Source organism: Pseudomonas sp. FGI182, assembly GCF_000511325.1.
Taxonomy (GTDB): domain Bacteria; phylum Pseudomonadota; class Gammaproteobacteria; order Pseudomonadales; family Pseudomonadaceae; genus Aquipseudomonas; species Aquipseudomonas putida_Z.
In genome coordinates, this window is sequence record NZ_CP007012.1 from 2,425,452 (window position 1) to 2,440,051 (window position 14,600).

The 14,600-nt window shown below is 63.4% G+C and carries 12 protein-coding genes; 5 read left to right on the forward strand and 7 right to left on the reverse strand.

All coding sequences use genetic code 11. The annotated features are described in order from the left end of the window. Positions 1-90: 90 nt before the first annotated feature. A complete protein-coding gene (locus C163_RS10755; RefSeq protein ID WP_025338767.1) occupies positions 91-996 on the reverse strand; it encodes a LysR family transcriptional regulator in 906 nt (301 codons plus the stop codon). 450 nt (positions 997-1,446) lie between these two features. On the opposite strand from C163_RS10755, the gene katG reads away from it, so the two are divergent. Then, positions 1,447-3,705: a catalase/peroxidase HPI gene (gene katG / locus C163_RS10760; protein WP_025338768.1), complete on the forward strand. Its 2,259-nt coding sequence runs from the start codon at positions 1,447-1,449 to the stop codon at positions 3,703-3,705. A 210-nt stretch (positions 3,706-3,915) separates the two neighbouring features. Next, positions 3,916-5,244: a CDP-diacylglycerol--serine O-phosphatidyltransferase gene (gene pssA / locus C163_RS10765; RefSeq protein WP_025338769.1), complete on the forward strand. Its 1,329-nt coding sequence runs from the start codon at positions 3,916-3,918 to the stop codon at positions 5,242-5,244. A gap of 82 nt (positions 5,245-5,326) precedes the next feature. On the opposite strand, the gene C163_RS10770 is transcribed toward pssA, so the two are convergent. Then, positions 5,327-6,331, reverse strand: a complete 1,005-nt coding sequence (locus C163_RS10770) for a DMT family transporter (protein WP_025338770.1) — start codon at positions 6,329-6,331, stop codon at positions 5,327-5,329. Between the two features lie 259 nt (positions 6,332-6,590). Next, positions 6,591-6,938: a hypothetical protein gene (locus C163_RS10775; RefSeq protein ID WP_025338771.1), complete on the reverse strand. Its 348-nt coding sequence runs from the start codon at positions 6,936-6,938 to the stop codon at positions 6,591-6,593. Here C163_RS10775 and C163_RS26410 point away from each other — a divergent pair. Further along, positions 6,937-7,080, forward strand: a complete 144-nt coding sequence (locus C163_RS26410; protein WP_155951618.1) for a hypothetical protein — start codon at positions 6,937-6,939, stop codon at positions 7,078-7,080. The genes C163_RS10775 and C163_RS26410 overlap by 2 nt on opposite strands. 165 nt (positions 7,081-7,245) lie before the next feature. Then, positions 7,246-8,391: a GGDEF domain-containing protein gene (locus C163_RS10780; protein WP_025338772.1), complete on the forward strand. Its 1,146-nt coding sequence runs from the start codon at positions 7,246-7,248 to the stop codon at positions 8,389-8,391. Positions 8,392-8,810: 419 nt separating this feature from the next. Here C163_RS10780 and ppnN read toward each other — a convergent pair whose 3' ends face one another. Together ppnN and C163_RS10790 are read right to left on the reverse strand one after the other, a co-directional pair. Beyond that, positions 8,811-10,184 carry a nucleotide 5'-monophosphate nucleosidase PpnN gene (gene ppnN / locus C163_RS10785; RefSeq protein ID WP_025338773.1) on the reverse strand — a complete coding sequence of 458 codons (1,374 nt, stop codon included), beginning with the start codon at positions 10,182-10,184 and terminating at the stop codon, positions 8,811-8,813. A gap of 209 nt (positions 10,185-10,393) precedes the next feature. After that, entirely contained in the window at positions 10,394-11,455 is a 1,062-nt protein-coding gene (locus C163_RS10790; protein WP_025338774.1) for a YeiH family protein, read from the reverse strand. A gap of 111 nt (positions 11,456-11,566) precedes the next feature. Between C163_RS10790 and C163_RS10795 the strand changes: the two genes are divergently transcribed. Beyond that, on the forward strand, positions 11,567-12,454 hold the full coding sequence (locus C163_RS10795) for a LysR family transcriptional regulator (RefSeq protein ID WP_015270743.1): 888 nt from the start codon (positions 11,567-11,569) through the stop codon (positions 12,452-12,454). An 85-nt stretch (positions 12,455-12,539) separates the two neighbouring features. Here the strand turns inward: C163_RS10795 and C163_RS10800 are convergent, their stop codons facing one another. Both C163_RS10800 and C163_RS10805 read right to left on the reverse strand, forming a co-directional pair. Beyond that, positions 12,540-13,232, reverse strand: a complete 693-nt coding sequence (locus tag C163_RS10800) for a formyl transferase (protein ID WP_256220400.1) — start codon at positions 13,230-13,232, stop codon at positions 12,540-12,542. A gap of 270 nt (positions 13,233-13,502) precedes the next feature. Next, positions 13,503-14,366: a universal stress protein gene (locus C163_RS10805; protein WP_025338776.1), complete on the reverse strand. Its 864-nt coding sequence runs from the start codon at positions 14,364-14,366 to the stop codon at positions 13,503-13,505. Between the last annotated feature and the right edge of the window lie 234 nt (positions 14,367-14,600).

A 14,600-nucleotide genomic window follows, 5' to 3' on the forward strand; every position in this document is an offset into this window, starting at 1 on the left:
CATCAATCAGTGAATGCCGCCATCTTCCGCCCGGGCTGGCCGCAGCGGAACTTGATGGCATTCATGGTGGCTATCGATGAGGTCGATGCATCACTGCGTGGCCATGAACTGCAGGATGCGCTCGCGCAGCCAGCGCTCGGCCGGGTCATTGTCCTGGGCGCCGCTCCAGACCATCGACAGTTCGGCCTCGGTGATGTCGAACGGCGCCGGGTCGGCGCGCAGGCTGCCGTCGTCGGCCAGGGCGCAGGCGGCATAGTCCGGCACCGTGGCGATCAGCTCGGTGTTGCGCAGCAGGGCGCGCAGGCTGCCGAACTGCGGCACCGCCAGCACCACCTTGCGGCAGCGGCCGATGCGCGCCAGGTCGAGGTCGATATTGCCGCTCATGTCGCCGGAGAACGACACCATCACATGCGGGCGGGCGCAGTATTCGTCGAGGGTCAGCGGGCCCGGGCGGTCATCGGCGCGCAGCACTCGCACGCCGATGTTGCGCAGCTTGCGGCGCTTGGCGGTGGCCGGCAGGTCCGTGGTGTAACTTACGCCCACCGAGATCTCGCCGCTGGCCAGCAGCCCTGGCATCAGCAGGAAGTTGGCCCGGCGCACCACCACGCTGATGTTCGGGGCCTCTTCGCGCAGGGCCTGCAGCAGGGCCGGGAACAGGCCGAACTCGGCATCGTCCGACAGGCCCAGGCGGAACACGTTGCAGCTGTTGACCGGGTCGAACTCGCGGGCGCGGCTGATGGCGGCGGAAATCACATCCATGGCCGGCCCCAGCTCGGCGAAGATCTGCATGGCCCGTGGCGTGGGCTCCATGGCCCGGCCGTTGCGGATCAGCAGCGGGTCGTCGAACAGCTCGCGCAGGCGGGCGAGGGCGGCGCTGACGGTGGGCTGGGTGATGAACAGCTTTTCGCCGACCCGGGTCAGGTTGCGTTCGATCATCAGGGCTTCGAACAGTACCAGCAGGTTCATGTCGACGCGGCGCAGGTCGTTGCGGTTCATGAGGGGGCGGGTTCCGGAGTAGAAGGGGTGGCGGTGTATTGAAGCATGTGGCCAGCCTGATTGCCTTGTATGGATGTGCCGGCCTCTTCGCGGGCATGCCCGCTCCCACAGGTATTGCACAGTTCTCGAGACCTGCGCAGGTCCTGTGGGAGCGGGCGCGCCCGCGAAGAGGCCAGTACAGGCATGACCCTGACAGAGCCAACCTATCACCCCTCAATAGCCACTCTATTAGAACTCTGTCCAAGCTCGGCTAGTCTTTCCCCTGGCCCCGCGAATTCCGCGAGCGGGCGGTGTGTCAGCACTTGCGTGCAAGACCGCACCAACCCCGTCGTGACAGCTTCGCAAGCCCCGTGTAGACCTGACGAGGGGTAGCACGAGCCCACGCGCTCGGCTGAAAGAACACCTGGCAAAGACCGGAAATCTGGATAACCGACCCAAAGGTACCCGCAGATGTCGAACGAATCGAAATGCCCGTTCCATCAAACCGCAGGTGGCGGCACCACCAACCGTGACTGGTGGCCTGACCAGCTCAACCTGAGAATTCTTCACCAACATTCCTCCAAGTCCGACCCGATGGACCCGGGTTTCGACTATGCCAAGGCGTTCAAGAGCCTCGACTTCCAGGCCCTGAAGAAAGACCTGACCGCCTTGATGACCGACTCCCAGGACTGGTGGCCCGCCGACTTCGGCCACTACGGCCCGCTGTTCATCCGCATGGCCTGGCACAGCGCCGGTACCTACCGCATCGGCGATGGCCGGGGTGGTGCAGGCTCTGGCCAGCAGCGCTTCGCCCCGCTCAACAGTTGGCCGGACAACGTCAGCCTGGACAAGGCCCGGCGCCTGCTGTGGCCGATCAAGCAGAAGTACGGCAACAAGATTTCCTGGGCCGACCTGATCGTGCTCACCGGCAACGTCGCCCTCGAATCCATGGGCTTCAAGACCTTCGGCTTCTCCGGCGGGCGTGCCGACGTGTGGGAGCCGGACGAAGATGTGTACTGGGGTTCGGAAAAGGTCTGGCTGGGCGGAGACATTCGTTATGGCAATGAGCAGGTCAAGGCCCAGCCGCCAGGCCAGGGTGACCTGGTAGCAGAGCCAGCCAAGCACCCAGAGGAGCAAAGCCGGGACCTGTCCGGCGAGCGTAACCTGGAAAACCCCCTGGCTGCTGTGCAGATGGGCCTGATCTACGTGAACCCGGAAGGCCCGGACGGCAACCCCGACCCGGTAGCCTCGGGCAAGGACATCCGTGACACCTTCGGCCGCATGGCCATGAACGATGAAGAAACCGTGGCGCTGATCGCCGGTGGCCACGCCTTCGGCAAGACCCACGGTGCCGGCCCTGCCGACAACGTTGGCCCGGAGCCGGAAGCTGCAGCCCTGGAGCTGCAGGGGTTGGGTTGGGCCAACAAGTTCGGCAGCGGCAAGGGTGGCGATACCATCACCAGCGGCCTGGAAGTGACCTGGACTTCGACCCCCACCCGATGGAGCAACGAATACCTCAACAACCTGTTCAACTTCGACTGGGAACTGACCAAGAGCCCGGCCGGTGCCCACCAGTGGCGGCCGAAGGAGGGCAAGGGGGCAGGCACCGTGCCGGATGCCCATGACCCGGCCAAGCGCCACGCGCCTTCCATGCTCACCTCCGACCTGGCGCTGCGCTTCGACCCGATCTACGAGCCGATCGCCCGCCGCTTCAAGGACAACCCTGAGCAGCTGGCAGACGCCTTCGCCCGTGCCTGGTACAAGCTGATTCACCGCGACATGGGCCCATTGGCGCGCTATCTGGGCCCGGAAATGCCCAACGAAGAGCTGCTGTGGCAGGACCCGCTGCCAAAAGTCGACCACCCGCTGGTGGGTGAGCAGAACATTGCCGCGCTCAAGGCCAAGGTGCTGGCGGCGGGCCTGAGCGTTGGCGAGCTGGTGGCCACAGCCTGGGCGGCGGCGTCGACCTTCCGCGGTTCGGACAAGCGTGGCGGGGCCAATGGTGGCCGCCTGCGCCTGGCGCCGCAGAAGGACTGGCCGGCGAACCAGGGCACAGGCAAGGTGCTGGCGGCGCTGGAGAAGATCCAGGCCGAGTTCAATGCCGGTGGCAAGAAAATCTCCCTGGCCGACCTGATCGTTCTGGCTGGCGCCGCCGCAGTGGAAAAGGCTGCCAAGGACGCCGGGCACAACGTCAGCGTGGCGTTCCGCCCGGGGCGTACCGATGCCTCCCAGGCGCAGACCGACGTCGAGTCGTTCGCCGTGCTGGAGCCGCTGGCCGATGGTTTCCGCAACTTCACCAAGGCCCGCTACAGCGTCAAGGCCGAGAAGCTGCTGCTGGACAAGGCCCAGTTGTTGACCCTGACCGCGCCGGAAATGACCGTGCTGATCGGCGGCCTGCGCGTGCTCGGCGCCAACCATGGCGGCAGCCAGCAGGGCGTGTTCACCGACAAGGTCGGTACCCTGAGCAACGACTTCTTCCGCAACCTGCTGGACATGGGCGTTGAGTGGAAGCCGACCTCGGCGGATAACGAAACCTTCGAAGGGCGCGACCGCAAGACCGGGCAGGTGAAGTGGACCGGTAGCCGGGTTGACCTGGTGTTCGGTTCCCATGCCCAGTTGCGGGCGTTGAGCGAGGTGTATGGCAGCAGTGATGGCCGGGACAAGTTCGTGCGGGACTTTGTGGCGGCCTGGGAGAAAGTGATGGAGCTGGATCGCTTTGACCTGAAATAGCTGCGTCGGAAATGGGGGCGCTTTGCGCCCCTATCGCGACACAAGGCCGCTCCTACAAGCCACCGCCGAATGCGGCGCCGAACCTGTAGGAGCGGCCTTGTGTCGCGACAGGGCTGCAAAGCAGCCCCATGCTCTCCGGGGGCTGGACCATTTCAATCTTCCTGTGCAAGCTGATGCACGACAGTGATTGCACACAGAAGGTGATCGTTCGTGAACCCCGAAACCATGCTGGCGGCATTGCCAGGCTACGCCATGTCGGCCGAGTCGATACAGGTGCTGCCCGATGCCAAGGCCTACCGCGCCTGCCTGCTCGAGCGCATCCGCGCCGCAACCCGGCGTATCGTCATCGTTGCGCTGTATCTGCAGGAAGACGAGGCCGGCCAGGAAGTGCTGGATGCCTTGTACCAGGCCAAGGCCGCGCGGCCGGGGCTGGAAATCACCATCGTGGTCGACTGGTTCCGTGCCCGCCGCGGCCTGCTGGGCGCCGGGCGCCAGCCGGGTAACGCCGCCTGGTACCAGGCCCAGCGCCAGCACCATGGGCTGGACATCGTCATCCATGGCGTACCGGTGCAGACCCGCGAGCTGTTTGGCGTGTTGCACCTGAAGGGCAGCATCATCGACGACTGCGTGATCTACACCGGCGCCAGCCTTAACAACGTGTACCTGCACCGTTTCGACCGTTACCGCCTGGACCGCTACCACCTGTTCCAATCACCAGAGCTGGCCGACGCGATGGTCGGGCTGGTGCGGCGCCTGCTGCACCACACCGCCACGCCGCGCCTCGACCTGCCAGAGCCACCCTCCACCCGCAGCCTGCGCGGCGACATCCGGCGCTTGCGCGCGCGGCTGCGGCGCATGGCCTATGAGGCACCGGCCAGCGCAGCGGGGCAGGGCCTGCGGGTTATTCCGCTGTTGGGTGTGGGCCGTGGCAACCCGCTGAACCGGGCACTGTGCGCCTTGCTGGCGGCGGCGCGCACACAGGTCATCATCAGCACGCCGTATTTCAACCCGCCCCGGGTGCTGATGCGCGAGCTCGACCATGCCCTGGCGCGTGGCGTGCGGGTGGAGCTGATCGTTGGTGACCGCACGGCCAACGACTTCTATATCGCCCCCGGCGAGCCGTTCAGTGCCAGCGGCGCGTTGCCCTACCTGTACGAAGACAACCTGCGCGCCTTCACCCGACGTCGCCACGCTGCGATTGCCAGCGGCCAGCTGCAGGTGCGGATCTGGAATGACCCCGGGCATACCTTTCATGCCAAGGGCGTGTGGGTAGACCAGCGCTATTCGTTGCTGACCGGTAACAACCTGAACCCGCGCGGCTTCAACCTGGACCTGGAGAACGGCCTGCTGATCGATGACCCGCAAGGGCAATGGCTGGGGCCACGGGAGGCAGAGTTGACCGAGTTGCGCCGGCATGCGCCGAAGATCGGCTCGGCAGAGGAGTTGGGGGTCAAGGCCGAGCACCCCAAGGAAGTGCGCAAGTTCCTGCGGCGGCTGCGCTATAGCCGGCTGGAGCCGCTGATCAAGCGGGTGCTCTGAGGGAATTCAAGCGTTTTTGTGGGAGCGGCCTGGTGTCGCGAAAGGGCCGCAAAGCGGCCCCTCGATTTCAGCGTCACCGCTGCTATTGCTGGGGCTGCTTTGCAGCCCTTTCGCGACACAAGGCCGCTCCTACAGAGTCCGCGCCAGGCTGTGCCACCTTTGTTTCCTGTTTGCCCCGCGGCTTGAGCCGCGACACCGCAAACAGCACCACCGCCAACCCGACGACCTGATACAGCGAAATCTCTTCGCTCAGGATCGCCCACGATGCCAGCACCGTCAGCACCGGCCCCAGGTTGCCCACCGCGGCAGTATGGGTCGGCCCCAGGCGCTGTATCGCCAGCGCCACCCAGTAGATCGGCAACACCGTGGAAAACACCGCCATCAACCCGGCATTGGCCCACACTGCGCCTGGCAACTCCCACAACTGCCCGACCGGTGCCACCACCAGGTAATGCGCCAGCACCATCAGCGAGGACGCAGTACCGCACAACCCGGCCAGGCGCATCGAGCCCATGCGCTTGAGCATCATTCCGGTGCCGGAGTAATACAGCGCGTAGGTCACCGCACTGGCGAACACCCACAGCGAGCCCAGCACTACCTGCTGGCCAGTCCCGGCCACACTGACATCGTGGACAAAGGCAATGCCCAGCCCCAGGTAGCACAGGCCCATGGCGGACAAGGTGCGCAGGCTTGGCCGCTCACGCAGGGCGATGGCCTGGAACACCAGCACCAGGGTCGGGTAGGTGAACAGGATCAGCCGCTCCAGCCCGGCGCTGATGTACTGCAGGCCATAGAAGTCGAACAGGCTGGCCAGGTAGTAGCCCAGCAGCCCGAGCAACGCGACACGCAGCCCATCGCCCAGGTTGAGCGGTGCGCTGCCCTGACCACGGCTGGCCCATACCAGCCAGGCGAACATCGGCAGCGACAGCCCCATGCGCAATGCCAGCAGGCTGATGGCGTCCACCGGCCCTGCGGCATAGGCGAGCTTGACGAAGATGGCCTTGAAGCTGAAACCCAGGGCCGCCAGCACGGCGTACAGGGCGCCGCTTTGCAGTTGGCGCTGGATCAGGCTGCGTAATGCGTTCATGGGGTACCCGCGGCAGAAGAAAGACAGGGTTATTCTGAACAGAAGGCAGCCTTACTAGCAGCGCTTTATCGAGGAATTGGCGATGAACCTGGCCATGCTGCCCGCACAGCCGCCGTGCGCGCCGAGCAGGAGCTGCCGGTGCGTCGGGTGGCCCTGGCGGAAAGCTGGGCCACCCTGGAGCTACGTTTGTGTTTCCGCGACTGGGAGCGCCTGAGCTCACATGGGCGGCAACTGGTGAGCTTTTTGTCCGGGCAATGGCTTACTGCGCCGGGGCCAGGCGAATACCACTCACCTGCACCTGATCACCGGGCTTGAAGCGGGCATTGGGCGAGCGATAACGCTGGGTACTGCCGTCGTCATGGCGTACCACGTAGGCCGCGTCGCTGTGCCCGCTGCCTTGTTGCACGGCGGCGCCGCCAAATGCACCCAGGGCTGCACCGGCGATGGCGCCGAACGGGCCACCGAGCGCGGCGCCGACCATCAGGCCGCTGACGCCGCCGGCGCCATAGCCCACCGTGTTGTCGGGGCTTTCCGAGAGTACCTCGTCGGCGCAGGCGGGCAGGGCGATGGACAGGGACATCACCAGAGGGAGGAGGATATTTTTCATGATGGTTATTTCCGCAAGGCAGGTAGTGGCGAAAGAGAATGGTTCAGCTTTCGTGCCAGCTGGGCAGCCCTTGCAGATGGGCGTGTTGCGCTGGTGTGTTGTCATAACGACAGCGGTTTTTGTGGTGCAAATGACAGGCTGATGTCAATATGACATTCACTCGCACGGGTATTGGCCAGGGCTGGGCTATCATTTGCAGGCTGGTGGTGTAAGGCTCCTCTGAAAAGTCATCACGAGCGCATACAATCGGGCCTTTTCCTCGTCAACCAGATAGGCCAAACCGTTCATGGCGCTTGATCCACCCACGATGCTCACTATCTCGATCGCTCTGGCTGCCGCGGCTGCGTTGTACCTGGCGATCGAGTGGCGCAGCGTACGCGAGCCGTCGCTGCTGTTCTGGAGCGCAGGCTTTGCCACCATCACGATTGGTTCCACCCTGGCCTTGCTGCGTGGCATCGGTTTGTTGCTGATCGGTATCTGGTTCGCCAACGGCTTGCTGGTGGTGGCGCACTGGTTCTTCCTGGTGGGGGTGTTGCGCTTCACCCAGGTGCGGCTGTCGCGTATCTGGTTATCGGTCGTGCTGGTGTGGTTTGCCTTGCTGCTGTTGCCTGTTGGGCCGCAGTGGTCGAAGGTGATGCTGATGGTCAACTCGTTGCTGGTGGCGCTGTTGACGCTCAAGGCCAGCTGGCTGTTGCGGCCGCATGGCAAGTCGCTGAGTGTTGGCGCGGTGCAGTTGCGCTATGTGTTGCTGGTTCATGGGTTGTTCTATGTGGCCAAGGCGATCATTGCGATCACACCGGGTACGCTGATTGACCTGGCCACCTTCGGCGGGCTGATCATTCAGGTTTCGTTGGTCGAAGGTGCGATGGCGATCATGCTGATTGCCTTGTCGATGACCGGCACCGTGCGCTACCGGCGCGAGGAGCGGATTGCCCGCCTGGCAGCCCGTGATCCGTTGACGGCGCTGTACAACCGACGCGCACTGGAGGTGCGGGCGGGGCCTTTTTTCAAGGCAGTGGACTCGGCGCAGCCCGGGGCCTTGCTACTGATCGACATCGACAACTTCAAGCTGGTCAACGACCTGCACGGGCATGTTGCAGGGGACCGCTTGCTGATTGCCCTGAGCGAGATGATTCGCACGGTGTTGCCCGAGCGTTCGCTGGCGGCGCGGCTGGGCGGTGATGAGTTCGTCATTCTGCTGTGTGGTGCGAGCAGCGAGCGGGTCATGGAGCTGGGTGGACTGCTGCGCGAGCAGTTCCAGCAGTATGCCAGCAAGACGGTACCTACGCCGCAGCCGGTCACCTTGAGCATCGGCGCCAACCTGTTCGACCAACCGCCGACGAGCCTGGCAGCCTTGATCGAGCAGGGAGATGTCGCCTTGTACCAGTCCAAGCGCGGTGGGCGCGACAGCATCCGCTTCGTCGAACGACCGATGGCCGACCTCAGTCAGTAGCAGTTTTGCCTTTGCGTCTGCCTTTGCCTTTGCCTTTGCCTTTGCTTCTAAGCGCGCGATAGTTCAGGCGCCGCCGATTGCGACTTCAGGAGGCCGAGCGAAGGGACTGCGGAGGGAGGTGACGGGCATGGATGCCCGTCAAGCGCTGAGGCCCCATGGATGGGGCCTGCAGCGCGTACTCCCGGGAGCAGGCCGTAGCGAGGGAACCCCGGAGCGCAGCGGAGGGGCCGGATGATGGGAGCCGACGGTTTTTGGTTCCTTTTTGCCACGACAAAAAGGGACCCGCCGTAAGGGCGGAAAGGTGACTTGGCGCCACCATCGCGAATGAATGTCTACTCGATGCAAATGCCCACATCCAAAAAGCCAAATAGCTGCAGGCCCCATCCATGGGGCCTCAGCAAGTCAGCAAGAATGGCGAATCAGGTCACCACCTGGTAGCACGGTACATACGCCGCGCCGCCAGGCAACTTCATCCGATGCTGGTCGACGAACGCCTGCAACAACCGGCCCAGTGGGTCAAGCACGGCGCTGTCGCCACGGATCTGATACGGCCCGTGTTCCTCGATCAGGCGGATGCCCTTGTCCTTCACGTTGCCGGCGACGATACCGGAAAACGCCCGGCGCAAGTTGGCAGCCAGTTCGTGGGCCGGCAGCTCGCGCCGCAGGTCGAGGTCGGCCATGGCCTGGTGAGTCGGGTCGAACGGCCGCTGGAAGCTCTCCTCGATCTTCAGCAGCCAGTTGAAGTGGAAGGCATCGTTGCGCTCGCGGCGGAACTGCTTGACCGCCTTGAGCCCTTCGACCATGTGTCGGGCAACTTCCGCCGGGTCATCAATGATGATCTCGTACAAGCGATGTGCCGCCTCACCCAGGGTAGCGCCGACGAACGCGTGCAACTGTTGCAGGTACGGCTCGGCACTGCGCGGGCCGGTGAGTACCACCGGGAACGGCAGGTTCTGGTTGTCCGGGTGCATGAGGATGCCCAGCAGGTAGAGGAACTCCTCGGCCGTGCCGGCACCGCCCGGGAAGATGATGATGCCGTGGCCGACACGGACGAAGGCTTCCAGGCGCTTCTCGATGTCCGGCAGGATCACCAGTTCGTTGACGATCGGGTTGGGCGCTTCGGCGGCGATGATGCCCGGCTCGGTCAGGCCCAGGTAGCGGCTGCCGTGCATGCGTTGCTTGGCGTGGGCAATGGTGGCGCCCTTCATCGGGCCCTTCATCACGCCCGGGCCGCAGCCGGTGCACACGTCCAGCTTGCGCAGGCCCAGCTCGTGGCCGACCTTCTTGGTGTACTGGTATTCCTCGCTGCTGATCGAATGGCCACCCCAGCACACCACCATCTTCGGCTCCACGCCCGGGCGCAGGGTGCGGGCGTTGCGCAGCAGGTGGAAGACATAGTCGGTGATGCCCTGGGAGCTTTCCAGGTCGATGCGCTGGCTGGCCAGCTCGCTTTCGGTATAGACGATGTCGCGCAGGGCGCTGAACAGCATTTCACGGGTACTGGCGATCATTTCGCCATCGACGAAGGCGTCGGCCGGGGCATTCAGCAGCTCCAGGCGCACACCGCGGTCCTGTTGATGAATACGCACCTCGAAGTCCTGATAGGCCTCGAGGATGGTCTTGGCATTGTCGACATGGGCGCCGGTGTTGAGGATAGCCAGGGCGCACTGGCGGAACAGGGTGTAAAGGCTACCGGTACCGACTTCACTCAGTTGCTGCACTTCACGTTGTGACAGCGTCTCCAGGCTGCCTTTGGGGCTGACGGATGCATTGATGACATTGCGTTGAGGCATCTAAGTCTTTCCTGTGCGGGTAAAACATCCTTCTTTGACAACACCATACCGAGAAATGTGGACGGCAACGAGGGGGGAGTGGAAAAAGCTTGAGACCAGGCTGGCTTCTTCGCGGGCTTGCCCGCTCCCACAGGGGCCGCGCTGCTTTCAGGCTTGCGCTGGACCTGTGGGAGCGGGCAAGCCCGCGAAGCAGGCGACTCGGTCTCAAGTCAGCTCAACAGCTTCTGCACGCCAAGGGTAATCGCCACGCCACCAAACACCAGCCAGAGGTTGAGAATCGCCCCGGTGGCCAGCGCCCGCGGCCCGGCCTGGCGAATCTGGCTGAGGCGCGTCTCCATCCCCAGCGCGGTCATGGCCATGGTCAGGGCGAAGGTATCCAGGCTGTTAACCGCTTGCGTCACGCTGCCCGGCAACACCTGCAGCGAATTCACCAGCACCAGCGCGAGGAAGCCGAAGGCGAACCAGGGCATGGCGATGCGCCCGTTGCCCTGTGCCTGGCCCGGCTGGCGCGCGCGGCTGATCCAAAGGCCCACCACCAGCAGTACCGGTACCAGCAGCATCACCCGGGTCATCTTGACGATGGTGGCGATATGCGTGGCCTCGGGGCTGACGTTGCTGGCCGCACCGACCACCTGGGCCACTTCGTGAATGGTGCCGCCCAGGAACAGCCCGGCGCCCATGGCGTCCAGGTGCAGCCAGCCGGCATTGATCGCCAATGGGTAGAGGAACATCGACAGGGTGCCGAACAGCACCACGCTACCAACCGCCATGGCGCTTTTGTGCGGTGCACTGCGCAGCGCCGACTCGAAGGCCAGAACCGCGGCGGCGCCGCAGATGGCGCTGCCGGCCGCGGTCAGCAAGGCGGTATCGCGGTCCAGCTTGAACAGCTTCATGCCGCACCACAGGCCGATCAGCAGGGTGCTGGACACCACCAGCAACGACACGATGAGCCCGGACCAGCCGACTTCGGCAATTTCCTGCAGGCTTACCCGCAGGCCGAAGAAGGCCACGGCAATGCGCAGCAGGCCGCGGGCGGAAAAGTTGATACCCGCCGCCCAGCTTGCCGGTACACCGTCACGCAGTGCATTGCCGTAAAGCGCACCGGCGACGATACCGACGATCAGTGGGCTGATACCCAGGTTGGCGATGGCGGGCAGGGCGGCCAACTGGGTGACCGCAAGTGCGAACAGCGCGACGAACAGGATGCCATTGAGCCGCCCTCGGGTAGAGAGGGTAGGTGCAAAGGCGGGGTTGGACGGAGCCGTGGCCATGTGAGTCCTCCGGAAAGGTGTTTCGACATGGCTTACGTTAATCTGGTTATAAGCTTATAAAAAATCGTAATTTAGGATGGCAAATATCCGTTTAACTGATATTTTTCATTCATGACCCCAGAACAACTGATAACGTTCGCCACCGTCGCCGAGCACGGCAACATCAGCCATGCGGCCCAGGCCCTGCACTTGTCGCAGCCGGCGGTGTCTGGCCAGCTCAAGCTGCTGCAGGAGGCCTTTGGCGAGCCGCTGTATCAGCGCGCCGGCCGTGGTGTGCGGCTGACAGCAGCCGGCGAGCAATTGCTGGCCCATGCCGAGCGCCTGCGCGAAACCTTCCGTCAGGCCCAGGCATTGCGCGAGGCCATGCGCGGGCTGGAGCGAGGTACCTTGCGCATCGGCGCCAGTACCACGCCGGCCAGCTACCTGCTGCCTTACCTGATTGCCGATTTCCATGCCCGCTACCCGGAGGTGCTGGTGAGCACTTCCAACGGCAATACGGCAGAAATCGTCGCTGCGCTGGACAGCGTCGATATCGCCCTGATCGAAGGGCCGCCTGGGCAGGAACTGCCATTGGGCACGGCGGTGACGGCGTGGCGGGAAGACGAGATCGTGGCCATCGTGCCACGTGGTCATCCGCTGGCTGGCAGTGACCGACAGACGCTGGCGTCGCTGGGGGCTTACCCGTTGGTGCTGCGCGAGAGCGGCTCGGGTGTGCGACAGATCGTCGAGCGGGCATTTGCCCGCAGTGGCGTGGCGATGCGCGTGGCGCTGGAGATTGCCGGGGTGGAAGGGGTGAAGGAGGCAGTGCGGGCCGGGATGGGTATTGGTTTTGTGTCGGCGATGTCGATCCGGCATGAGGATGGGGCGTTGCAGCGGTTGCAGGTTGTGCCGCAGGCGTTGGTGCGGCGGTTTTCCATTCTGGTGCCGCATGCAGCCACCCCGTCGCGGGCTGCGGCGCGGTTCCTGGAGTTGTGTGTTGGCCTGCAAGAGGTGGGGTGACTGTGCTGGCCTCTTCGCGGGCTTGCCCGCTCCCTCAGGTTTCTCACGGTTCTTGAATGCGGTGCGGTACCCCGCCGTTCGGCTCTCAAAGCGTGTTTATCCGTAACGGGAATCCGTACGATTCGAAAAGATCCCATACGTCCTCGCGATCGAAGAGCCGCCACCCCAGTGCCGTGAACCGCGTCAGGTCATCCTCGCTGGGAAAGGAGTAGTAGGCCCCGGCAGATGGATCTTGAGACGTTCCCGTCATAGGCTCATCGCGCTCCAAGCGCCTGATTGCGTTCATGATGAGACGCGCGCCTGGTTGATAAAGTGAAAGGATGTGCCACAGCAAGGAGCGCTCCTTTTCGACTGCCACCCTGGCAGTCTCAATGATGCGACCAACATCAATGCCGGGACTGTCGATCCAATGGAGAGTACAGCCGATCTCCGGGTCCCCGTTCAGCAGCGCCCGGAAGGTCGCCAGAACACCTCGATACTGAGGCAAGAGGCCAGAGTGAAGATTGAGGACGCCGCGTGACGGAATTGCCAGCGCTTCATTCTTCAGGATTTGACCAAAGCGGATTGAGATGAACAGATCCGCCCCCGCGTCCTGCAGCATTTGCAGGCCCGCAGGATCACTCAAGTTGGGCAATACCCGTACAGGAACCCCAAAGCGTTGCTGCAGTTCTGCAAAACCGAATCGATGCCCGCTGCTGACCTGGTCGCTCGATCCGATTAATCCAGGGGCCAAGGCATTGAAGAAGTCCTGCTCGATCAATGCCAGTTGCCCGAGCATGCGTGGAACCTTCCTGCCCGATCCCACTCTTTCCGAGAGGAATATTCCCACTGTGCTCTCGTGAATCTCGGGCAACAGGAAATTGAGAGTGAGGTTGCTCTCAACGTCCCGGTTCACCAGAAAAGCGATTCGCAACTTTAGACCTCCGGCAGACCTGCCTTTCAATCAGTTCCGGTAATCAGACCTAGCATAGTTGCATTTTCGTCATTCAAGTTGACTCTGCCGTTTGCTCCCGGGCCTCACGCCCGGGAGCGGCTATCAGGCGTCTGCTCAGTGGTGAGCGGCCAGCGCTTCCAATTCACGGATGACATCCCAAGGTTTGAGCACCAGCACATCACTTTCCATGGCATCCAGTACTAATTCGGCGGTGTTACCTAGCAGTACGCCACTCAGGCCTCTGCGCGCCACGCTGCCGAGTACGGTGAGGGCGGCGCCTAGCTGATGGGCGACATGCGGAATCAGCTGGTCGGCAGGGCCTTCCGCAAGGTGCAGGTGTTCGTCGTCGATATCGAACTCGTCCTGATAGCCCTGGCACTGCTCATGGTAGAAGGTCACGATGCTTTCCTTGAGCTGGAATATGGGGTCGGCTGCCGACAGCATCGGGTAAGGGTAGGCGCTCATCATGTGCAGGCTGGCATGACTGAGGTGGGCGAGGTCGTGGCCGTGGCTGAGGATGCCAACCTGCAGCACACGATGCTTGAGGTCGTCGCTGCCAGCGTCAATGGCCGTAAGGATGGGGCGCTCTGTCCAAGGATTGGCATGCTTGACCATCAGCACCGGGCTCGGGCACTGGCGCAGCAAGTGCCAGTCTTCAGGAGTGAGTAGGGCCTTTTTTAGTGCGCTGTCCGCTCGGTGCTGCTTGATCACCAGGTCGCAACCTTCAGCCTGCTGTACGGCGAACACCGTCTTGCAGGGGTTGTCGTGCCAAGCCTGCTGAGCACTGACATCGTATCCCTCCTGGGCCAGTTGCTCCTGCATCAGCTTCAGATACATCGAATGCCCATTTGGTTTGGCACAGAGCAGTAGATGCAAGTGGGCGTGGGTAAGGTCGGCAATCTGCTTGGCCTTGGTCAGGGCCAGGTCATCGTGCTGGTGTTGGGCCAACACCACCAGGGCGTTACGGGTGGTATGCATGGCGCCTCCCTGTACATTGAGTACGTTTTGGGGATGGCGCGGACGCTTCTCTAGTTGTCCCTGCGATAGGCATACGCGTCGATTATCGCGACTACATTCGGTCCACCGGATGCGGGAGCCGAATCTGCCTCTGCCAAGCATTGTCTCGCGTCGTGGTTGGGCATAACGCTAGTGCGCTGAACACGCCACGACTGGCAAGGTCATGAATGGACGGTATGTCCGGTAGTAGCGCCC

Bases quoted from the DNA above. Each gene is read 5' to 3' on its own strand.
- C163_RS10805 (WP_025338776.1), bottom strand. From the start codon at position 14,366: ATGCATACCACCCGTAACGCCCTGGTGGTGTTGGCCCAACACCAGCAC.
- C163_RS26410 (WP_155951618.1), top strand. From the start codon at position 6,937: ATGATGGTTATTTCCGCAAGGCAGGTAGTGGCGAAAGAGAATGGTTCA.
- C163_RS10775 (WP_025338771.1), bottom strand. From the start codon at position 6,938: ATGAAAAATATCCTCCTCCCTCTGGTGATGTCCCTGTCCATCGCCCTG.
- C163_RS10795 (WP_015270743.1), top strand. From the start codon at position 11,567: ATGACCCCAGAACAACTGATAACGTTCGCCACCGTCGCCGAGCACGGC.
- C163_RS10755 (WP_025338767.1), bottom strand. From the start codon at position 996: ATGAACCGCAACGACCTGCGCCGCGTCGACATGAACCTGCTGGTACTG.
- C163_RS10800 (WP_256220400.1), bottom strand. From the start codon at position 13,232: ATGCTCGGGCAACTGGCATTGATCGAGCAGGACTTCTTCAATGCCTTG.
- ppnN (WP_025338773.1), bottom strand. From the start codon at position 10,184: ATGCCTCAACGCAATGTCATCAATGCATCCGTCAGCCCCAAAGGCAGC.
- C163_RS10770 (WP_025338770.1), bottom strand. From the start codon at position 6,331: ATGAACGCATTACGCAGCCTGATCCAGCGCCAACTGCAAAGCGGCGCC.
- C163_RS10780 (WP_025338772.1), top strand. From the start codon at position 7,246: ATGCTCACTATCTCGATCGCTCTGGCTGCCGCGGCTGCGTTGTACCTG.
- C163_RS10790 (WP_025338774.1), bottom strand. From the start codon at position 11,455: ATGGCCACGGCTCCGTCCAACCCCGCCTTTGCACCTACCCTCTCTACC.
- katG (WP_025338768.1), top strand. From the start codon at position 1,447: ATGTCGAACGAATCGAAATGCCCGTTCCATCAAACCGCAGGTGGCGGC.